Origin of the sequence: Methanimicrococcus blatticola (genome assembly GCF_004363215.1) — an archaeon.
Lineage (GTDB): Archaea > Halobacteriota > Methanosarcinia > Methanosarcinales > Methanosarcinaceae > Methanimicrococcus > Methanimicrococcus blatticola.
The window spans coordinates 57,018-79,105 of record NZ_SNYS01000010.1 but is presented as its reverse complement, the minus strand read 5'-3'; the positions used below and the strand labels follow the sequence as shown (position 1 = coordinate 79,105).

Below are 22,088 nucleotides of genomic sequence, written 5' to 3'. Positions count from 1 at the left end.
CTTTGTTTTTATTTTTTCTTTGTTTTCACGTTTTTTAATTTTTGACCTTATTTTTTCTTTATATCAAGATTCGACGCCTTTTTCAAATTTTGAATTTTGATCTGAAATGGCATTTATTCATCTGAAACCGAAACAGAATCAGATGGAGGCGTACAGTCTTCCGGACAGAACCTGCCGACAATGCTGTGCAGACGCGGAACAATAAAACAGACCAGCGGCAGTGCCACTAAGAAACTGATTGCCCAGCCGCGCGCCCATGCGTACGGGAGATGCGGACCGAGTCCGAGATTGACAACTGCCATTGTAAGCGACATGCAGCCGGACATAAAAACAGACATGACAACATTGGAAAGAAACTGTTTTCGGTTCATGCCATTTTCTTTGAGGAAGCCGTATATAAATATTTCTTTTTAGAGTCAACCATATTGTATTTTAAAATGTTGAAAATCGCATTGACAATTAAACAGTAATGTATAAGCGGTGTTTGAAAACAAGATATAAAGACGTTAAAAAAAGTGAACAATAGAATAAAATTAAAAAATAAATAAAATTAAAAAATAAATAAAATCAAAAAATGTGAAAAAATCAAAAAAATGAAATGTTGAATTTTAATAACCTTAAAATTAACATTTTCGATATTACTTTTTTAATTGAACATTTAGCTTTCAGCCGGAACGGCTGTCATATTTTCTGCAGCTGCCTGACGATTATCGCCCATAATAAACGGAACGATTTTAGTCAGCACAATCGGAGAAATGATATTCGTCAGCAAAAATGCAAAGACGAATGCGATTGCCCATGCTTTAAACCAAGTTGTTAAGAACGGATCGGGTAAACCGGCGTTCATCAAAAGCATAATTAAAGACATACCGCAGGACATGAAAAATGTCATGCAGAAAGCGGTAATAAGTTTTCTTTTAACCATAAATATACCTCATGTAAAGTTTAAATAATCCTTTTCAGGCAAAGAGGCATATTAGAAAATTCGTTTTCAAATATTCAATATGCAGCTTCAACCTTTTTGAAAAAGTATTTAAGCATTTTGCATATGAATTTCATAGTAAGAGATGAGTTATAGCAAAAAACAGAAGCAGAGGGTGGAGTTCGCAAAAGTATATTTGTCATGAATATTGAATGACATTTTTTATAAATCCAAAAATAAAAAAAGATTAAGCCGTTTCCTTACCAAGTCCGGTACTGCCTCTGCCGACAGCCCGCACGCGCGAGCCGTACAAATTTTTAAAAAATAGAAAACGAAATATGTTTTTTTGAGAAAAAGGGAAAAACGGAAATGATGTTTTAAAAAATAAAAAAGAGAAAAAAAGAGAAAGAAAAACGGCAAGATCAGGAAGCATCTGCCGTCTTTTTAATAATATCGTCAATATCTTCTTTTAAAATTTCAGGAATGCCTTCAATGCCTGCACTCAGGAAACCACGAACGATCAAACTTGTCGCTTCGTTTTCATCCAAACCGCGCGTCATGAGATATTCCACTTGGTCACGAGCGATTCTGCCGATGGCGGCCTCGTGTGTCATTTCAACATCCATTGCGTGTGCTTCAAGCGCAGGAATAGCTTTTTGAGAGCCGTTTTCATTGAGAACAAGACCATTACATTCCAAATGTCCGTAAACTTCGGGCGCGTTTCCGATGATGTCGCCGCGGGAAATCACTTCGCCGCCGATTGTAATCGTTCGGGAAATAATTTCGGTTTTGGTGTGCGACGCATTCAAAAAGACACGGCTGCCCATATCCAAAACAGAGTCCGGATGGGCGACAGCGATTGTGTTGAAATAAGCTGTTGCGCCTTCGCCTTCCAAATAAGCGGACGGATTTGTTTGAATGGATTTAGCCGGCTTGAGACAGACATAATTGTTGGTCATAAGACCGCCTTCCTCGATGCGAATGCCTGTTCTCGGACGGACTTCAACTGATTCGTCCCAATCATGAATCATGGAAAACGTCAGCTTGCCGTTCTTTTTAACATACATTTCTGAAACACCGATATGAAGCGCGCGTTGAACACCGTCATGCGTCAGACAGCCTGTCACAACTTCAAGCTCGGCACCTTCTTCTACGATAATAATATTGTGAACCGTCTGAAGCGCTTCTTCTGATCCGATCATTAAACAGGACTGAACAGGCGATGTGATTTTAGTGCCGGGCAGCACGCGAATGAAATAGCCGTCAGAATCTTCCATGTAACTGCGGGCTGTGTATTTGTCAGCCTCCGGACTCACCAGCTTCCACCAATAATCTTCCAGCCAGTCATATTTTTCACGCGCTTCCTTGACGGACATGATTTCCAACCCTTCTTGAGCGGAAGAGCGGTGAGAAACTTTATTGTTGTACATCAGGAAATTGCCGCCTGCGTTACCGTCTGCGGAAATGCCGACATTCGTTAAGGACGATTTGATTATGGAATCCAAATCAGTCATCTTTTTGACTTCAATAGATTCATCGGGAATATGATAAAGTTTTAAATCGACGTGCCCGCCGTACATGGCTTCTTTGTCCAAAGATTTTGAAATGCGCTCTGCCGTTTCTTTATCTTTTGCATTGCTTTTATTTTCTGCCATTTTTGTCACCTCTTACTGAATTTGTGTTAAATTCATCTTACAGCGAATGCATTCGTCATAGCCTTGCGTTTTAATTTCTTTGAGCAAACGGTTCGGATTGCCGGAACACATAACGGTTCCGTTGCATAAAATATACGCTTTGTCAGCATCCAAATAATCTAAAATTTCACCGGTGTGCGTAATCACGAGTGATGCCTTTCTTTCAGGGTCGTGTGATGTACACGCCTTTTTGTTGCAGATCAGTTTCCGAATCATGTTGCCGACTTGCGCCATGTTGACAGGATCGACACCGGATTCCGGTTCATCCAAGAGATAGAAATCGGGACGCTGAACGCTGAGCTGGAGGAGTTCGGAGCGTTTGATTTCGCCGCCGGAAAAGCCGACGTTGATATCACGTTCCAAGAAACGTTCCATGTCAATGCTGCGCGCCATTTCTTCTAAATTTAAAAGATTTTTATGCGTTTCGATTTCCAATAAATCGCGCAGTTTAACGCCTGCGATGTTGGGCGGACGCTGTGACATGATGCCGATTCCCATTTTCGCGCGTTCATTGATCGGCGCTTCTGTGATGTCCTTTCCTTTGAAATAGATTTTACCGGAAGTGATTTTATAATTGGAAAAGCCCATAATCGTGCTTAAAAGCGCGGATTTACCGGCACCGTTGGGACCGAATAAAATCGTCGTTTCCCCTTTCTCCACTGTCAGTGACACATTTTTAAGAAGCGGACGCCCGGCCACTTCGACATATAAGTCTTCAATTTGAAGCATCGTTTTGACTCCGTTTAATAATTATAATTCCAAATACGATTTGAGAAATAAAAAGATTCTCAACCTTTTTTATCATTCTTTTGCTGTGTTTCTATAAAACACCGTAGTATCAAAAAGATACTTGAATAGTGATGCATTTCTATAAAAGAGTTGCGAAAAGAGAAATTATGTTTGTTTTTTCAAACACCGACGCCGAGAGAAAGCTGGAGCCAGCCGACAAACATGATAATGGAAAGCATCAAAAGAATAAACGAGCAGAAGAAAACGCCGTCTCTTTGCTTGAATTTCAATTCATTCATGGAAGTTTTGCCGACACCTGTGTACCCTCTGTTCAGCATCGCTCTTGAAACGTCATCTGCGAAATTGATTATCGAATTAATTAAAGAAGTGGAAATAATTTTAATGGCGCGGAGCGGACTCTTGGACGGCTTGAAAGCGCGTGACTGCGAAGAGACTTTGATCTGATACGCCGTAGATGTCAAAAGCGGAATGAACCGAATCGTCAAGAAAACCATAAGCGCCAAGTCATGAGAAGTCATGTTTGCCCACTTCAGCGGAATCGGCCGGATGAGACGTTCAATTCCCTGAATCAATGCCGATTGCTTAGTTGTTGCCGCCATCAACGACGCGAACAAAATCAATAAGATAAACTTCAAAGCGACGCCGAGTCCGGTCATGAAACTGTACGTGCTCGGGTAAATTGAAAAGCTTTTTTCGGGCGTGACCTTTATTTGATAAACGGCCGGCTCCCCGAAATAAACACGCTTTGAGGGATCCGGTTCGGCCGGAACAGATTCAATTGAGAACTCATGAAGCTTTTCCTCCGGAATCTGATCAAACGGAATTTTTTCGATTCTGAAATGACCGGCCTCAAAATATACATTCTGCATTTCAGTCGTTGAAAGATTCGATGGCATTGGTCGAGTTATAATAACATAACAGGATTCACCTGCATTTTCCGGCTCTTCCAAATAAGGGTAATTTTCGAAATATTGAAGACGGACAGGGGTGTAAGGCGCATATTCTTTTGCGGGATTAAAGCGATCGTCCCATTGATTGAGTTGGTCATCCATCAATTTGACGGACATTGTAACATCCGAAAAAACGGGAGCAGGCGCAAAAAGGAAATGCAGCAAAAAGACGATTCCGATGAAAAAAAGCATCGGTTTGACGGATAAAAGAAGTTTTTTGACTGAAATGCGGGCGACCATTGAGACGGCAATAAACAGAAGGAGAAGAGAGATTAAACTCCACATACGATTTGTGTTGAAGATGATAATACTCAATATCATCAACGTAATGATCTTTGTCCGCGGATCCAATTTGTGCAAAAAGGATTTGCCGTCGACATAAGCCAAAAACTGTTTATGCATCTTTACCTTCCGTTTTTATTTTGAAATGAAAATTGTTGATTTGTTTGTTGATTGTTTGTTGATTTGCTAATTGCCGGTCTTTTATTTTGAACGAATTTGTTTTAAGATTTCATCGGCGGCTTCTTTGGGATCTGAAATCGTTTCTGAGATATTCATACCGTTTTCACGAAGATGTTTGAGCAATTCAACCATATCCGGCAACCGGTATTTTCCGGACGCGATGTAGTCGAGAAGATCGCCGTCAAATGAGATTTCGCCTTTATCGAAAACGATAATTCTGTCCGCTTTCAGCAAATCTTTGGGATTGTGACTGATATAAACAAGCGTTTTGCCGCGCTCGCGAAGACCGTCGATGAGATTTAAAATGCGGTCTTCGGCCGCAATGTCCAGCATAGAGGTGACTTCGTCTAAAACGATACATTCGGGATCCATTGCAAGTACACCTGCAATGGCTGCTGCCTGCGCTTCGCCGCCGCTGAGCGTGGACGGATCCTGATAAGCAAGGTCTTTCAAATGAACCGCTTCCAAGACCGTTGAAACGCGCTTTTTGATTTCTTCGCGGTCCAAGCCTAAGTTTTCGGGTCCGAACGCGATGTCTTCTTCAACCGTATTTCCGACAAACTGTGTGTAAGGGTTTTGGAAAACAATACCGACTTTGCGGTGAATCGCAGAGACATTTTTTCGGAATTTTGTATCCAAGCCGAAAACAGTCATTCGTCCGGAAGTCGGCCGATAGAGCCCGTTTAGATGATAAGCGAAAGTCGATTTGCCCGACCCGTTCAGGCCGACAATGATTGTAAAATCGCCTTTGTAAATTTTCAAATTAATGTTTTTCAGAATAGGGGAACTGCCGGGATAAGCAAAAGACAAATTGATTGCTTCAAAAACAACTTCACGTTCGTTTGAAGAGCGACTGCTGTCGGACTTTGATTCGGCGTTTAAAGTTAAATTTGATTCCGAATCGGTTTCAGAAAAATCTGTGACCGGATCGGAAATTCCCGTTTCGTTTTCCATATATATCCCCTCGTTCGCACCAACAGAGTGCAAATTCGTTTTTGAAATGTTTTTTAATATAATTGAATGCTGCGCCCGAATTTACGATGCGCTGAAATTTACTTTTTTGATTAAGGCCGGAGCAACCAATCCGATTGCAATGGATTTAATCATATCTCCGACAAAGAACGGCACAAAACCGCCTGTGAATGCGACACCCATCGGAATATCCGTTGAGAGTCCCAAATGAACGGAACCGACAGCCAATATCAGAATACTGCCGAACGCAGCGATTCCAAACATGGTTACAGGGTTCTTATTTTTAGCAAGATCACTCATCCAGCCGGCCAAGAAAGCGACGAAGATGAATGAATAGAGGTAACCGCCGGTCGGACCGAAAAGGATGCCGAGTCCGCTGTTACCGCCGGCAAAGACCGGAAAGCCGATGAATCCGACAATCAGGTAAACAATAATGCTGACGGTTCCCCAATTTCTGCCGAGTGTGACAGCCGCGAGCAGAACGAAGAATGTCTGAAGCGTAATCGGAACGCCAAGAGGCGTAATCGGAATTTTGATGTATGCGCCGACAGCAATCAAAGCTGCAAAAAGAGCAGCCAATACCATTTTTTTAATTCTGACGGAATCGTCTTTGTAATCGAGATCTTCACCCATAAATATCACAAGTCATAAAAATATAAAACATATAAAAATAACATCAATCGAGTTAATTGTAAACCTGATTCTGATCAAAAGTAAACAATTACTTTCTGCTATATATATTTTCTCAAGAGTTCAATTTGAAAAAAAGTCATCACCATATATCGAAAATAGAAGAGATACAGGAAGAATACGAATAGAGAGGAAGTAAAGAAGAGAGAAAAAAATAGGGTAACAATGGAAGAGAAAAATAAAAAGTAAAAATGGAAAATAAAAATGGAAAATAAAAGTGGAAAATAAAAATGGAAAATAAAAAGTAAAAAAAGAAAAGAAGAAAAGAAATTTAGTTTTATTACTGTTTTGAACTGTTCTTTTCAACCGTTTCTAAAACATTTTGGAAACTTTGAGTCCAAGCGGATTCTTTCATCATCCATTCCACCATTTTTCCGTTTTCCTGTGCTTTTGAAAATTCAGGATCCATCGGCAGGCGGGCAAGAATTGACGCGCCGAAATCTGCGGCTGCTTTATCAATTCCGCCGGAGCTGTAAAGCTCAATTTTTTCATCGCAGTGCGGGCAGATGAGACCGTCCATATTGCTGACAATTCCTGTCAGCGGAACATCTAATTTTTGGAGGAAAGTTAATGATTTGCGGACGCTTGTCAGTGCGATGTCCTGCGGGATAGTGACAATGATTGCGCCGTTGTTTTTCGGGAGCAACTGCATAATGCCGAGCGGCTCGTCACCTGTTCCGGGCGGCAGATCAATGATCAAATAATCCAAATCTCCCCATTCGACATCGGTGAAAAATTGTTGGATGGCACCGGCTTTTGCGGGACCGCGCCAAATAACGGGCGTATCGTCATCGGGCAAAAGCAAGCCGATTGAAATGACGCCGAGATTCAGATTCGGTTCGGGTTTTGCAGGAATCATTTTTTCATCAACAACCTGCAAATCTCCGGATGTGATGCCGAAAATTGCCGGAACGCTCGGCCCGTGCATGTCGCAATCCATGAGTCCGACATGGTTGCCGCGAATCGCAAGACCTGCTGCAAGCGCGCAAGCGACCGTACTTTTGCCGACGCCGCCTTTGCCGCTCATCACAACAAAAACATTTTTGATGCGGCTCATGTCTATTGCCGGTGCTGCTTTTGACGGTTGATTTGGTTTTTGAGGCGTTTTATTCACAACGTTTAATTCTGTCATTTAAAATCTCCTGAATTTGAAAAAGAATGAAAGTATGAATAATACAAATGATTTAAAAATTCGACTCTTTGATTTGTTTAAGATTTGTTTAAATTTCATTTTTTCAAATAATCGAATCAAAATACAAAATAAAAAACGTTAATCAACTTCAAAATATAAAAAGTCAAAATTTCAAAATATTAAAAAAGAAAAAAATTAAAGGCTCAAATTAAAAATGAGCCTTTAACGAATGAATATCATTCAGCGTTTAACCGAATTTGTATTGGTTCTTTTGTCTGTATTTCAAGAATGCGACAATACCAATCACGACAACAATCAAAAGAATGACAATGATTGCACCGTACACCAGCCATTTTAAGCCGGATTCCGGCGGTACACCATCGGGCTCGGGAGGTGTTTGATTGGTTTCATTCTCTTCCGGCGGCTCCGGTGTCGGCGTTTGGTTTGCGCCGCCGAGGATGCTTGCTGCCGGGTTGTCTGCACTGCTGTTCAATGCGATTGTGTAAACAGGAACCTTGTCATATCCTGCCGTGTGTCCGGTGGATTTTGTGACAGCGGGGAGGTCGTTTTCGATTACGAAAACATCAGCCAATTGGATGCCTGAAACATCTGTTGAGTCAATCGGGAATCTGCCGTTACCGTGGTAAGTGCCGACAAGGTTGTTGCCGCCACTTTTAACGGTTGAGTTGAGTTCACCGAAGTCGACTTTTCTCGGGTCGGTGTTTCCGACAATCACGTTGTTTGACAATGTTGCCTGACTGTTAGAAACATTCAAACCGCCGCCACCGACATCTTTTGCAGTGTTGTTGGATTTTGCAATGTTTCCTGCGATTGCGGATTTTGTTAACGTTGAATTGGCGTCATTCCAGAAAGCGATTGCGCCGCCGTAGAATTTAGCTGTGTTGTTGACTGCCGTAATTGCGTTTGCATTAACGGTGCCGCGGTTAAAGAAAGCGCCGCCGTAGTTTGCAAGGTTGTTGAGGAAAGTACATGTGTCAATCGTTGCGGATGCATTGGATGCAATGTGAATGCCGCCGCCGTCATCTGCAACAGTTGCGTTGGAGAAAATGGAGTATCTGATGTTTCCGCTTGAACCGTTTTCAAGAAGAATACCGCCACCACTTCCGGATGTTTTACCTTCGTTAAAAACACAATTTTCAACGAGCAACGCGCCGTAAGATGTTATGCCGGCACCTTCTGTTGCCGTGTTGTTTGAGAAAGTACTGTTTCTGAATTCAACGGTTGTTCCGGCAGAAGCGTTCAACGGACTGCCTTTGGAAGTCACGGCATTGTTGATGATGCGGGATTGAGAACCGATAATTTTACCCTGTTCCACTTTGATGACATTGTATTTGTCGGAGTGACCGTCAATTACGGAGTTTTGGAGTTCGACCGACCCGCCTTTCAAATAAATTGCACTGCCGTCAGTCGTCGCGTTATTTTTGAAAACGGATGTTGAGACAAATTTAACATTGCTGCTGTTTGCCGCATAAACACCGCCGCCCAAATCGGCTTTGTTTCTTTGAATCGTACAGGACTCAAAAGTAACATTTGCGCGGTCAATTGTAACAGCACCGCCGGTACCGTTCATAAGGTAACCGTTTTCAATGGATAATTGTTTGAAAACAACATCGCCGCCGGAGACGGTAAAGACGGAGAATTCTTGAGTGACTGGACCGGAATCACGCGCGACCGTCACTTTAGTATTGCCGCCGATTGTCAAATCTTTGGAAACGTTCAATGTATTATATGTAACTGTAACTGCTGAAATGTTTTCCGAGAAAACAATCGTGTCACCGGAGCCGGCTTTAGCGATTGCTTCACGTAAAGTCATTTTATCAAGATTGACCATACTGAGATTGACTTTGTCAACATCTCCGGGAGCCGTCACAACCCACTCTTGGGCAGCGGCAACACCGGTGAGAAGGAACAAAATCAAAACAGATAAAACGAGTGTTTTTACAATTTTGGATTGCATTATTTATCCCCTAATTTCGTTGTAAATAACCTACTTGTAAAGAATTTGTAAGAATAACAGATTATACATCGGGAAAAATTCCGATATAGCTGATAATATGAATTGAGCAGAAGATATATAAAAATATTTGATGCCAAAAAGAATATGGATAGGCATGGAAAAAAACAACGAAGAATGAAAGCAGGATTAAACTCGGTGAAACAAAAAAAACATAATATTAATATGTAAGACAAAACATTAGGAATCTGCTCACATCGGGCGCGTGGCCTAGCGGATATGGCAGCAGCCTCCTAAGCTGCAGGTCGGGGGTTCGAATCCTCCCGCGCTCGCTTATTTTTACAAAAACGGAAGTATAAGCAACCTTATGAGCAAATTCATGAATGAAATTATCATGAAAAATGAAACTTTACCGATTGTTTTTTATTCTCACAGATGATTTGAAATCAAACCAATTCAATCGGGGTGGCACCGTGATTCGAAAAGCAAAGATGAGTGATGTTTTTGAAATGAAGGAATTAATTAATTCCTATGCAACGGAAGGCTGTATGCTTCCGCGTTCCTTGGACAGTCTTTTTACGAATATTCGTGATTTTGTCGTGATGGAAGATGAAGGAAAAGTTGTCGGCTGTTGCGGCGTTCATCCGGATTGGGAAGATTTGGGAGAAGTTGTTTCTTTTGCGGTTGCCAAACCGTACACGCGCCAAGGAAACGGATCACGGCTTTTGGAAGCATGTGTCGAAGATGCCAAAACCATCGGCCTCGCCCAATTATTTGTATTAACCAGCAGTCCCGACTTTTTTGAAAAGAAAGGTTTTACAGAAATCAAACGTGAAGAACTCCCGTGGAAAATATGGGCGGATTGCGTTAATTGTTCCAAATATCCGGACTGCAACTCGACCTCATTAATTAAAAAGATTTAAACATTTTTTACTCACCTTTTATTCACTTTTTTTATTTTTACTCACTTTCATTTTTTACTCACTTTTCATTCCTGATTCTTTTTTATTTCGATTTATTTTTATTTCGATTCGTTTTTATTTCGATTCATTTTGAAACCGAACATCATTTTTTAAAAAATAACAAAAACCGAACGCCTGTTAAATCCTAAAAAACTGATATTTGGATTTGAATCGGCGTTCGGGTTTTCACAAAATAAGAGAAACGGATGTTCGGATTTTGACGAAAATAAATTAAACCCAAAACAACCGCCCGCTAATTTACGTTCCGAACTGAGCAAAGCGAAGAGAGGAACGGAAATTTGCGGATTCGTACCCGGCCGATACAGCAAAAACGAATGAACATTTTTTCAAATTAAAGAGATTCATCTGTCCTGTATTACCGTGCGCAGTTGCGTTGCTGTGTACACGATCTGCATTGTCGTGTGCATTTGCGTCTGCGTTGCTATGTGCATTTGCGTCTGCATTGCTGTGTGCATTTGCGTCTGCATTGCTGTGTGCATCAGCGTCTTTTTATCACATCCGTTCGCTTGCGCGAACGTGGCACTGCTACCTTACGGTTTGCATTGCCACTGCTATCTTATTGTTTGCGTTGCCGCTGCTACCTTACTGTTTGCATTGCCGCTGCTACCTTACTGTTTGCATTGCTACTGCTACCTTACGGTTTGCGTTGCTGCCGCCACTTGCCGTTTCTGCCGCTGTCATCCGCAACAGCACCGCTATCGGCCCTGTATTTTGCTGAAATTAAAAATTCTGCCCGTGATTCTAATTTTTCGAAAAAACAGCCTGGTTTTTAAAAAATACTGGGAAAGTGCAGCACTCGCGCGAGCGCCGCCGGTATTTTCCCCCTCTATTAAGGTTCGATTTGAGCCGTTAATTTTTCGTTCATAAATTTCCAAAAGCTTTCGCTTTTGATTTCCATGATTTCTTTTTCCCGAAGAACATCGTAACCGGTTTTCATGGAATCGCGAATGTGTCTTCCTAATGCTGCTTCTTTGAAAATCAAATCTTCAATTAAATATTCGGCGGTTTTGTATTTCCGCGGCACTTCAGCGACATATCTTTCGTTTTCAATGGCGAAAGAGAAGGTGTTCGGATTGTTTTTGTATTTTTTACAAAATGTTTCCGCGTTGCTTTCATTCCAAACGGGCGGGCCGGCTCTTTTTTGAAGCGGCGGAAGCTCGGCATCCAAAAGCTCTATGAATACAATGCTTTTTTCACCCTCTTCCGACCATGAAAACGTGTTCACAATCGTAAACTCGTTTCGTTCCAAAAGCTCTTCCAATGATTTTTCCATTCTGAAAAGCTGCGGGTAAAGCGTATCTTCCGCTTTGGGCGGCGTTTGAAATGAAATGCCGATCATTTCCGTTCCGCGCTTTGCCATCATTTTTTCAAATTCTTCAGAAGACATCGGCGGGTATTCTTTGGGCGTGAAATAATCCGGGCTCGGATTTTTCATGAATGAGCGGGCACGGTCAATAAAAAGAGCGAATTTTGTCAGCGATAAAGCAGCTGACACGTTTCTTTTCGGATCCGTCGGATCAACAACGACAAGCGGGTGGTCATGTTCCAGTGTTTGATGATTTGCCAAATCAATGACAACGCCGCATTTCCAATCGGCGGCGCGGGTTAAAACATTTTCAAAACCGCCGTAATGAATGGTTAAAATTTCCGTCAAATATCCGGAAAATCCGCCGGTTCTGACTTCCGAGCCGTAAACGCCGACGCCTTTCATAAATTGTTTCAAAATCAAAACATCTTCTTCCAGTCCGCGGATATTTTCTTTGATGTAAGCGCAATGAAACGGCGTTCTGTCAACGGCGGATTTAATCTCGGCGCCGCTTTTTACGCGAAAACACGGAACCAAATCGACTTCAAACCCTTCTTTTGTGATATGAATGTAAGGATGTTCAGAATGGCGGTCTTCCCATGTGTCACCGGTTTTTGCCATTTCCATTAAAATTTTATGACTCCGGCCATGGAATTCATCAAACGGAATGTCTTCCGGGTATGAAATAAAAACATCGATGTCGTGATTGCCGTGAAGCCACGTGCTTCTCTCGGCCGAGCCGACGGACAGCGGAATGATATCGCATTGGCCTTGTTCCTGAGCGATTCTGACGATGTCGTCAATAATGCCTTTTCGAACCGATTCAAGCTTTGTTTTTTCTTCGGCTGTCGGACGAACGCGTTTTAAAATTTCGTCTTTAATTTCAGCGATTTTTTCTTTTTTTGAGTCGGCAGTCATGTTTTATCTATTCCGATTTTTCTTTACATTTTCTTACAATCACTTCATGGGTTTAAAAAATATTTATAATTAGTTGTCAACGCTGATTTTATTTTTTAGTCTCTGTTTTTATTTCCTCATTTTTATTTTCAGTCTTGAATTATTTGAAATGCTTTTTATAGGATTGAACGTTTTAGTCAACCGAGGTTTCATGAATGAATTATGATCTTTTGTTTATTCTTATTTTTTGGATGATTGCAATGACAATTGTGACAATTTCTTCTGTCAAAATTGTTAAAAAATACCCGGCTTACGGATTTGCCGCGTTAACTGCTTTTTACGTCGCTTACCTGCTCAGCTCTCAAGTCATTGCGACAAAACTCGCGACATTCGATTTCGGAACATGGTTCGGATACAGCATTATTTTATCAACCCCTGCCGCCGCGATTCTTTATCCGTTCATCGCGCAAGTGCTGGACATGATCAATGAAGTTTACGGCAAAAAAAAGGCAGTTGCCGCCGTTATGATCGCGCTTGCGACACAAGTTCTTTATGTGATGTTTATCGCAATGGCCGTTAAAATTCCGGCCGCCGCTTTCTATGAATTGGACACGGAATGGACAACGATTTTCGCGCTCAGCGTCGGTGTGACTTTTGCCAGCTGGATCTCCTTTTTGGTCTGCTCGTTGCTGGACACATACATGTTTTCTTACATCAAACGCAAGCTCCGCCCGAGAGAACTCTCTTTCAAAGGCGACGCTTTCTTAAACCCGTACATTTGGATTCGCTCACTCGTCACAGACGCGTTCAGTTTGGCGGTCGACTCTATCATTTTCGTGGTCATCGCTTTCTATCTCATCGGCGGCATGCCCTGGGAAGTTGTTACCGGCTTGATTGTCGACCAGCTGGTCGTTAAAGTGGTTATCGGCGTTGCTGATACACCCTGGTTCGTTCTTTACAAGCGTATGCTCGGTAAAACGGATTTAGAAAACGTTAAATTTGTTGAAGAAAAAGTTTGATTCTTTTTCTTATTTTTTCTTTTTTAAAAACCGTGGGTTAGTTTTGTGTTATTTGTTAAAAATTGATGTTGTTCGCGCGTGACGGCGCTTTGCTTAATGAGTCTGTTTTGTGTACTGTTTTACTGCCGGCGGAGCCGCTAAAAATCGCGAAGCGATTTTTAAGTAAACACCCTAACCCATATGGAAACAGAAACCTGACTCCAAGCAGCAAACTTAAACCTGATTCCAAACGTTGTGTCTGACGCCTGCCTTCGGCGGCGCAGCCATTAAAAATTCGTGCAGCGAATTTTCTACAAACACCGCCCTCCCGCCGCCTGTAAAAAACATGAGCCTCCCGAAGAGCGGCGGAACGATTTTTAATTTATACTTTCACCCCGCTTGCTTGAGTCTTATATGTCTTTTCACCGATTATTCTTTTATGATTTCGGATGGAGAAAGCACGGCGATTAAAACAAACATGCGCCTCAGAGATATTTCGGGAATCGGGTCCATTTTAGAGAAGCGTTTAGTCACTTGTTTCGGCAGCGAAGAAAAGGCTCTTGAAACGCTTTTGAAAGGCGATGTTCATGAATTGTGTCGCGTTGAAGGAATGACCCGAAAGTCAGCTCAATCATTAATTTTGAATGTTTCAAAAGAGCAGAACGGCGTTTCATTGGAGGATTTCTTAAAAACAAAAGAAGCGGAAGCGCTTTATGCCGGCATTTTAAAAATTATAAAAAAACATTGCTGCACTGAATTTTCAGCGGATTTTATTGAGCGGCTGGTTCCTTATCCGAAAAGAAGATTGGATTTGGCGTTGGATGTTCGTGAAAAAATCGAAACCCATTTGACGATTTTACAATCGTTTTCTCCCGACGAGCGCGAAATGATTCAATCGTTGCTTTCTCAAATCACTCCCACCAAAGACGGAACGGTTCAAAAGATTCGTGACCGCGCTGTTTTGGCGTTTTCCGAAGTTGTTTATATTGAAGCCCATGAAAAATTCGGCAGCATTCTGCCTGTTCATCTTGTCACGGATCCGCAGGAATGCGCAGATTTCTTTTTCTCCTACCGCTCCGTTATTTTATTTGATTTCCCTGAATTCGATCTTCCTGAATCCGGGTATGAATATTTCCGCGACATTGACGCGGTTGAAATCGAGCAGCTCATTCCCGAAATGGCGCTTTCATATTTTGTTAAAAATCTGAAAAGCTTTGACGCTTCTCTCCGTTTGGCGGAAATATTGGCCGCCGGCTCTATGAGCGGATTATTTTCACAATTTACCGCGGAAGAGTCTCTTGAACTTCGAACGCTTCTTAAAAGATTGAATGCAGACGGCAGTATGAATCCGGGGATTGATCCTGAAGCTGATCGATTGAGGAATATTTCAGTCATGTGCGATGAAATCCTTCTCCGGAAAGCGGCTGAACTTTCCGATAAATTGAAAAATGTTTTGACGGGAAACACGCTGACGCTGGACGGCGATCAGCTTATGCATATTTTATCCGGGGCTGATTTGAAACAAATCGTGACGGCGAATGTGTCAAAACCCTACCGTGAACTTTTAAAGGAAACGCTTACCGAAATCACCGAAACGCTTTCATTGAAGCGCGATGAAGAAATGATTTTATCCGATATTTACGGTGACGAAATCGAGTGTCCCGTTAAGCTTAATTTGGAATCGCTGACACGGTTTAAAAAAGAAATCTCCGGTAAATCAGCCGAGCTTGAGCAGAAACAGAAAAAACAGCTTTCCAAAGAGCTGGCCGGCCGAAAAGAAGCGATGTCGCTTTTGATTAATGATTGTCTCGAATTTGATTGTTGGTATTCGGCGGCGTCTTTTGCAAATGCTTATCAAATGACGTTTCCGGTTTTTGCCAAAACATCGCAAAACACTGAATTGAATTTGAATTTGCCGGCAAATCCCGAAAATCAATCAGGGAACGTCTTTTTCAATCTGGAAGGCGGCCGCAATCTTTTCCTCTCTTCCAAATACGGATTTGACGCGATTACGCCTGTTTCTTATGATGTTGAAAATACCGTTCTTTTGAGCGGCGTGAATTCCGGCGGCAAAACAACTGTTTTGGAACTTGTCGGGCAATGTTTGATTTTAGCACACATGGGATTTCCGGTGCCGGCTGAATTATTTGAATTCTCGCCGATTGAAGAATTTTATTATTTCGGGAAATCCAAAGGCACGCTCGATGCCGGCGCGTTTGAAACGACGCTTCGGAACTTCTCAATCGTTTCCGAAAGCAACGGCACCGAACGCGCGGTTTTCGCCGATGAATTGGAATCCATCACCGAGCCCGGCGCATCCGCTAAAATCATTGCCGGCCTCTTAGAAACATTTTGTGAAAACGGCAAAACGCTTTCACTTTTCGTTTCCCACTTGGCTGAATCCATCATGGAAAATTGCGACATTCCGATTCGTGTTGACGGCATCGAAGCCGGCGGCTTAGATGACGATTTAAATTTGATCGTTAACAGAAACCCGATTAAAAATCATATCGCGAAAAGCACGCCCGAATTGATTGTTGAAAAATTGTTTTTGACGTCAACGGGTGTTGAGAATGCATTTTATGAAAAGCTGAAGAAAAAGTTTGAAGCAAAAAATTAAAAACAAAAATCGAATCAAATCGTATTTTGTTTTTTTTGTTTTCGTTTTGTTTTTTTATTTTTATTTTTTTGAAAAATGAAACATCGTTTTTTCTTCATTTTACGAAAAAACGAACTCCCTCTTTTCTTTTTTTAATTTTATTGAAAAGGGAGTTCGGATTTAATGATTTATTAAAAACCGATGTTTAATTTTTGTATAATTAAAGAAAAGTCCAAATACGACCGCAACCCGGAGATTTTGCAAGCGAAGCGCGCAAAATCGAGGATTGCGGATTCTACCACGACGAGACAAAAATTTAAAATCAGATTTTTTTCATGTAAAATTAAAATCAGATTTTTTTCATGTAAAATTAAAATCAGAGTTTTCTTCGTGTGAAATTAAATCTGATAAACTTGTTTATTCAACGAGGGGGAAGAATCTCCAACTCCTTCTTTCACTCACTTCGTTCGTGAAACGCGTCGTTGGAGGTGGTTGGTGTGGTTTTTAATCATTTTTTACAAAAATGGAAACATTAATTTTTTAATTTAATAAAACCGAACGCCAACTAAACTTCTGATAATAAATCGGTTCTTTATTTTCAGATTTTAACGGGCGTTCGGGTTTTTCAAAAAAATAAAATGATGTTTCGGTTTAAATCGATAAACCGATTGAACCGAAATCAATCAAACCAAAGCCGATTGAATTGAAATCAATCAAACCAAAACCGATTGCAATTGTTAAGATTAAAATGGCTGAAACAATCGCAATCATCATCAAATCCAATGCTTTGTATTTGATTTTTCTTTTATTTTCCGCGGCTTTTCTGTATCCGCGCATATCAATCGTCAAACCGAGCGTGTCGGCTTTTGCAAGCGAATTGAGCATCAGCGGGAGCATGACGGGACCTGTTTGCTTTAATTTCCCGATAAAACCGCCTCCCGGATTGTATCCTCTCGAAAGCTGAGCTTCGTTGATTCGAACGCCCTCGCGCTGCAATGTCGGAATGAAGCGAATCGCAATCAAAAACATCAGCGCGTAATCGCTCGGAACATGGAGAACATAAAGCGCATTGACAAGCTCACTCGGCTTTGTTGAAATGACAAGCAGCTGGAATGATGAAATCAGAACCGTGAATCTGAGGATCATTGTAACGGCAAACGTGATTGCCCCCATCGTTACGGGAATATATCCCGCGCCGATTGGAATCAAATTAAACAAAACATCTCCGCTTTTCATTGTCAAAATCGTCAGCAATACCAATAAAATGCCGAGAATAATCAGAATCGGGAGCTGCTTCAGCAAAGCCTTGCCGAGGCCGGAAACAATCGCAAGAATTGCGATAAATACAATCATTCCCGCTAAAATAGATTGATTTTCGGTCATTACCGCGGCAATCAGCATACCGACGGCAAAAACAATCTTTGTCATCGCATTCAATTTATGGAACAATCCGTTGCCGGGCGTGTACTGCATAATGTCATCCATTTCAGACACCTCCCGCAATTTCAATATCCGTGCTTTCAAGAATTTCTCCGGAACCGTGATCATCAACGCTTGTGACGGTCATTTTTGTAATCTTGCCGTGTTCCATTTCAATAATTCTGTCCGCCGCAATTTCCGCGATTTTCGGACTGTGCGTGACCATTAAAACGGTTTTTCCTTCATTTCGGATTTTCATCAAAAGTTCCATAATTTCAAAAGATTCTTTCAAATCCAATCCCGTCGTCGGCTCATCCAAAATCAACACAGGCTGTCCCATCGCAAGAACACAGGCAAGTGCCAGACGCTGTCGTTCCCCGCGGCTGAGGTGGCGAGGATTCACATCTTTCTTTTCCAAAAGGCCGACTTCATCAAGCGCTTTTAAAACAGCGTCATCATCTGCTTTTCCGATATTTTTCAAACCGAACGAAATTTCCTTAAAACACGTATTTTCAAAGAGCATCGTATCCGGATTTTGAAATACCAATCCGACATATTCCGATATTTTCGGAACACTGCATTTCTCAATATCTTCGCCGTAAATTTCAACGGTTCCCGATGTCGGTCTCAAAAGACCGTTCAAGTGCTTAATCAGTGTCGTTTTTCCGGATCCGTTTTCGCCGACAACAGCGACGATTTCGCCCGAAAAGAGTTCCAATGAAACATCATCCAAAGCTTTCAAATGGTTGCTGCCGTAAACATGAACCAGATTTTTCGCAGAAATGATGCATTTTTTACTTTCATCAGACCCGCGTTTAAATTCCGGAATCACGGCCGTATCTTTGACCGGAACGCCGTCATAAATGATTTTTCCGTTTTCCAAGCGAATCTGACGCGTCGCGTAATCAACGGTTTCATCAACCATGTGTTCTACCAAAATGACTGTCTTTCCTGCTTCCGTCAATGATTTCAAAACAGAATAAACTTGTTTTCGCGCTTCTTTATCCAATTCGGATGTCGCTTCATCTAAAACCAAAATCGGCGTTTCTTTAGAAAGCGCGGCGGCAAAGGCGACACGTTGCTTTTGTCCGCCCGAAAGCGCATGAGGAGCTTGATCTTTAATTATTTCCGTGTTTGTCATTTTGTATAATTCATTTAGCCTGTCATCAATTTCAGACGCCGTCAATTTCCGGGTCTCGAGACCCGTTTTAATTTCTTCTTCGACGGTCGTGAAAATCAATTGCGCGTCGGCATCATCAAAGACCATGCCGACATATGAGCTGAGTTCTTCCATGTCTTTGTATTCGTCGGCATATTTCCCCATCACAGTGATCTCACCGTTGACGGTTCCGCCGTATGAATGAAGAATGACGCCTGTAACGGTTCGGCAGAAGGTTGTTTTCCCGGATCCCGACGGACCGGTGACGACAACAAATTCGCCTTTTCCGATCTCCAGCGTAAGATCTTCCAGTGCCGGTTTTTCCAATTTCTCGGCGGCATTGTAAGTGAAACGAACCTTTTCCAATTTAATGACCGCGTTTTCATCGGCAGGTTTTGTATGTGTTCCGATTTGAATCGGATGTGTTTTCTGCATGACGGTTGTTGCCGGCATCGCAATCAATTGTACAATAATAACGTTAACGACGACGGCTCCCGCGACAATCGGGATCATTGAAATTGCAAATGACAGCATCATGGCGGTCGTTGCTCCCGTTGTTGCAATGTTGACCAAGCAAGTGATTGCAATGAATGTAAACCCGCTTGCAGGTGTTGCAATTGCTGTCGTAATCGCGGGCGCTAATTTTGTTTTGTCTTTAATCATTTTGTAAACAAGCAGACAAACAAAAGCACCAATCGGCTCTGATATCAAATTTCCGAGGGGGAATATGGAATGACTGAAGACGGCGCAAATAATGCCCGCCACTAATCCGATGCCGAGTGTTTCCTTGTATTTCGGAACGACTAAAATAATCGCCAGGCAGTAGAATGCGATTGTCAAATTCGCGACAATTGCGCCCGGTATAAATAGTGAAATATATCTGGCAATGGCGCCCGCGGCAAGTAATATGCCGACAAGCGCGATATCTCTTGATTTCATTTGTGATCAATAATTTTTAAATCTTCTTAACTCGTTTTTAAGTTCTTCTTGTATAACATAATCCTGATATTTTTTTGGATCATTAAGTATTATTGTTATATCATAGATCTCTTCATCTATTGGAATTGCATTATTTTCCCAAAAAGTTTCATATAGTTTTTTTAAACTCTTTCTTGACAATTTCCACCCATTTATTCGAGGGATATTTCTAACAACCCAAATCTCTCTTGGAACTTTATAACCTGCCAAATGTTTTTTTGCATATTCTTTTAATTCTTTGTGTGTAGCACAGTCTGAGATTACAAATCCAATTGGTTTTTCTCCTTTATGAATATCCGGAACTCCGATTATAGCAACATCCTACACGAGTCCACTTTTTAAAAATACATCTTCCACTTCCGTCGGATAAATTTTCCAGCCGGACATGACAATCATATCTTTTTTACGGTCTGTTAAACAAAGGCGCAAATCTTGATCCAGATACCCGATGTCGCCGGTCAAAAACCATCCGTCCGCCAAAAAGACTTGTTTTGTCTCTTCCGGCATGCCGTAATATCCTTTGGCAACAGCCGGTCCGCGAAGCGCGATTTCGCCGATCTCTCCTTGCGCAAGCTCGCGGTTGGCATCATTTTCATCCACGATTTTGACTTCCGAGAAGCAAACCGGGTGCCCGACACTTTGGAATTTATCGGCGGTCGCGTAATCGACGGGACGAATGACGGTTCCCGTTCCGATAACAATCGTTTCGGAAAGGCCGTAGGCGTTGACAATCGGAATATTGTATCGGTGGTGGAACGTTTTCCAAATTTCATTGTGAAGCGGACCGCCGCCTGAAATGATTTCCCGAACGGTTTTGACGCGTTCTTCCGTTCCCGCTGGGCAATTGACAAACGAATGAATCACGGGCGGCATTCCGGAAAGGGCGGTCACGCCGTGCTTTTCAATCAAATGAAGATAATTTTCCAATTCGTAGCGTTCCACCATGATGTAAAGCGCGCCGGATTGAAGCGCAGCAATGCCCCAGCTGAGCCCGACATGCCCCATCGGATAAATCCCCAAATAAACATCGGATTCCACAAATTCCATGACATCCGTTTCGTTGGAAATGGCGGCCAGCCAGTTGCCGTGTGTCAGCATCGCGCCTTTGGGCTTTCCGGTCGTTCCTGATGTGTATTGGATTTGGCACAAATCTTCGGGTTCTGTTTGCGTCGGCGGCAAAATCGGATAATTCCGCATCTCTTCAATTCCCGTCGGAATAAAAATCGAAAAATCCGAACTTTCTTCAAACGAATCCACGCCGTCTTCATCTGTAATCACCAAACGGATGCCGGCATTTTGGATCATGTAATCCAATTCAAATTTTGTGTAAACGCGGTTTGTCGGAACGGCAACGGCGCCAATTCTCCAAATCGCGAAATATGAAAATAAATATTCCGGAGAATTATTCAAATAAATCAAAACACGGTCGCCTTTTCCGATTCCTTTCTCTTTCAATTTCCCGGCAAGTCCCGACGCGATTGAAAGAATCTCAGCGGATGTATAGTATGTCTCCCGTTCGGGGCAATGGAAGACATTTTTAGAAAGACGGCGCATATTGGCATCTAAAAATGTGGTAATGTTTAACATAATCAATGTCCTTTCAAGTTCTATAATGAACAGATATGTGCATTATATATAAGCATTACTCTTTACAAGTTTTCAATTAAAGATAAAAACTGGTTCCGTTTTTTCAAATCTTAAAAAATATGCGGGTAATGTCGACGGTGGCGTAGTGTGACGGCGTGGCGACGGCACAGTAGCACAGCGGCGCGACGCAGCAAGATGGTGACAGCAACGCAAACAGTAAGGTAACAGCAGTAACGCAAACAGTAAGGTAGCAGTGGCACGTTCGCGTAAGCGAACGGATGTGATAAAAAAAGCAGATGCATACGGCAACGCAGACGCAGATGAACACAGCAACGCAGACCATGCACACAGCAACGCAACTGCGCACGATAACACAGAGCAGATGAATTGATTTAATTCGAAAAGCCAAACATTGATTTTGCTGTATCGGCCGGGTACGAATCCGCAAATTTCCGTCCCTCTCTTCGCTTCGCTCAGTTCGGAACGTAAATTAGCGGGCGGTTGATTCGGATTTAATTTATTTTTGTCAAAATTCGAACATCTGTCTCTTATTTTACGAAAATCCGAACGTCGATTAAACCGAAAAATATTGAAAGAATAAACAAAAACACCATT

The 22,088-nt window shown here is 42.0% G+C and carries 19 protein-coding genes and 1 tRNA gene; 5 read left to right on the top strand and 15 right to left on the bottom strand.

What is annotated here, in order from left to right:
• Positions 1 to 113: 113 nt before the first annotated feature.
• From C7391_RS07040 to C7391_RS07000, 9 genes are all read right to left on the bottom strand, one after another.
• Positions 114 to 371, bottom strand: a complete 258-nt coding sequence (locus C7391_RS07040; protein WP_133517850.1) for a DUF2798 domain-containing protein — start codon at positions 369 to 371, stop codon at positions 114 to 116.
• Between the two features lie 287 nt (positions 372 to 658).
• A complete protein-coding gene (locus C7391_RS07035; protein WP_133517849.1) occupies positions 659 to 925 on the bottom strand; it encodes a DUF2798 domain-containing protein in 267 nt (88 codons plus the stop codon).
• A gap of 419 nt (positions 926 to 1,344) precedes the next feature.
• Positions 1,345 to 2,577, bottom strand: coding sequence for a SufB/SufD family protein (locus C7391_RS07030; RefSeq protein ID WP_133517848.1), 1,233 nt, complete (start codon positions 2,575 to 2,577; stop codon positions 1,345 to 1,347).
• Between the two features lie 12 nt (positions 2,578 to 2,589).
• A complete protein-coding gene (locus C7391_RS07025) occupies positions 2,590 to 3,345 on the bottom strand; it encodes an ABC transporter ATP-binding protein (protein WP_133517847.1) in 756 nt (251 codons plus the stop codon).
• A 179-nt stretch (positions 3,346 to 3,524) separates the two neighbouring features.
• A complete protein-coding gene (locus C7391_RS07020) occupies positions 3,525 to 4,718 on the bottom strand; it encodes an energy-coupling factor transporter transmembrane component T family protein (RefSeq protein WP_133517846.1) in 1,194 nt (397 codons plus the stop codon).
• A gap of 81 nt (positions 4,719 to 4,799) precedes the next feature.
• Entirely contained in the window at positions 4,800 to 5,732 is a 933-nt protein-coding gene (locus C7391_RS07015) for an ATP-binding cassette domain-containing protein (protein WP_133517845.1), read from the bottom strand.
• Between the two features lie 81 nt (positions 5,733 to 5,813).
• Positions 5,814 to 6,383, bottom strand: coding sequence for a biotin transporter BioY (locus C7391_RS07010; protein ID WP_133517844.1), 570 nt, complete (start codon positions 6,381 to 6,383; stop codon positions 5,814 to 5,816).
• A 337-nt stretch (positions 6,384 to 6,720) separates the two neighbouring features.
• Positions 6,721 to 7,572: an Mrp/NBP35 family ATP-binding protein gene (locus C7391_RS07005; protein WP_133517843.1), complete on the bottom strand. Its 852-nt coding sequence runs from the start codon at positions 7,570 to 7,572 to the stop codon at positions 6,721 to 6,723.
• Positions 7,573 to 7,819: 247 nt separating this feature from the next.
• Positions 7,820 to 9,550 (bottom strand): right-handed parallel beta-helix repeat-containing protein, encoded by a 1,731-nt coding sequence (locus C7391_RS07000; RefSeq protein ID WP_133517842.1) that lies wholly within the window; start codon positions 9,548 to 9,550, stop codon positions 7,820 to 7,822.
• A gap of 256 nt (positions 9,551 to 9,806) precedes the next feature.
• Here C7391_RS07000 and C7391_RS06995 point away from each other — a divergent pair.
• The 3 genes from C7391_RS06995 (at position 9,807) to C7391_RS06985 (ending at position 11,248) form a co-directional block, all read left to right on the top strand.
• Positions 9,807 to 9,879 (top strand) — tRNA-Arg (locus C7391_RS06995).
• Between the two features lie 141 nt (positions 9,880 to 10,020).
• Complete coding sequence (locus tag C7391_RS06990; protein WP_133517841.1) at positions 10,021 to 10,470, top strand: N-acetyltransferase; 450 nt, start codon at positions 10,021 to 10,023, stop codon at positions 10,468 to 10,470.
• A 502-nt stretch (positions 10,471 to 10,972) separates the two neighbouring features.
• On the top strand, positions 10,973 to 11,248 hold the full coding sequence (locus C7391_RS06985; RefSeq protein ID WP_166627446.1) for a hypothetical protein: 276 nt from the start codon (positions 10,973 to 10,975) through the stop codon (positions 11,246 to 11,248).
• A gap of 111 nt (positions 11,249 to 11,359) precedes the next feature.
• On the opposite strand, the gene cca is transcribed toward C7391_RS06985, so the two are convergent.
• A complete protein-coding gene (cca, locus tag C7391_RS06980) occupies positions 11,360 to 12,754 on the bottom strand; it encodes a CCA tRNA nucleotidyltransferase (protein ID WP_133517839.1) in 1,395 nt (464 codons plus the stop codon).
• A gap of 194 nt (positions 12,755 to 12,948) precedes the next feature.
• Between cca and C7391_RS06975 the strand changes: the two genes are divergently transcribed.
• Both C7391_RS06975 and C7391_RS06970 read left to right on the top strand, forming a co-directional pair.
• A complete protein-coding gene (locus C7391_RS06975; protein ID WP_223610971.1) occupies positions 12,949 to 13,752 on the top strand; it encodes a queuosine precursor transporter in 804 nt (267 codons plus the stop codon).
• A gap of 418 nt (positions 13,753 to 14,170) precedes the next feature.
• The gene (locus C7391_RS06970) at positions 14,171 to 16,351 is read left to right on the top strand and encodes a helix-hairpin-helix domain-containing protein (protein WP_133517838.1); all 2,181 of its coding nucleotides are present in this window, start codon (positions 14,171 to 14,173) and stop codon (positions 16,349 to 16,351) included.
• 630 nt (positions 16,352 to 16,981) lie between these two features.
• Here the strand turns inward: C7391_RS06970 and C7391_RS06965 are convergent.
• The 5 genes from C7391_RS06965 to C7391_RS06950 form a co-directional block, all read right to left on the bottom strand.
• Positions 16,982 to 17,815, bottom strand: coding sequence for an energy-coupling factor transporter transmembrane component T family protein (locus tag C7391_RS06965; RefSeq protein ID WP_166627445.1), 834 nt, complete (start codon positions 17,813 to 17,815; stop codon positions 16,982 to 16,984).
• Position 17,816: 1 nt separating this feature from the next.
• Positions 17,817 to 19,847 carry an ABC transporter ATP-binding protein gene (locus C7391_RS06960; protein WP_133517836.1) on the bottom strand — a complete coding sequence of 677 codons (2,031 nt, stop codon included), beginning with the start codon at positions 19,845 to 19,847 and terminating at the stop codon, positions 17,817 to 17,819.
• A gap of 6 nt (positions 19,848 to 19,853) precedes the next feature.
• Complete coding sequence (locus tag C7391_RS08470; RefSeq protein WP_279526731.1) at positions 19,854 to 20,195, bottom strand: AMP-binding enzyme; 342 nt, start codon at positions 20,193 to 20,195, stop codon at positions 19,854 to 19,856.
• 12 nt (positions 20,196 to 20,207) lie between these two features.
• The gene (locus C7391_RS06955; protein ID WP_208107083.1) at positions 20,208 to 21,473 is read right to left on the bottom strand and encodes a class I adenylate-forming enzyme family protein; all 1,266 of its coding nucleotides are present in this window, start codon (positions 21,471 to 21,473) and stop codon (positions 20,208 to 20,210) included.
• A 103-nt stretch (positions 21,474 to 21,576) separates the two neighbouring features.
• Positions 21,577 to 21,840: a hypothetical protein gene (locus tag C7391_RS06950; protein WP_133517835.1), complete on the bottom strand. Its 264-nt coding sequence runs from the start codon at positions 21,838 to 21,840 to the stop codon at positions 21,577 to 21,579.
• Positions 21,841 to 22,088: the final 248 nt, after the last annotated feature.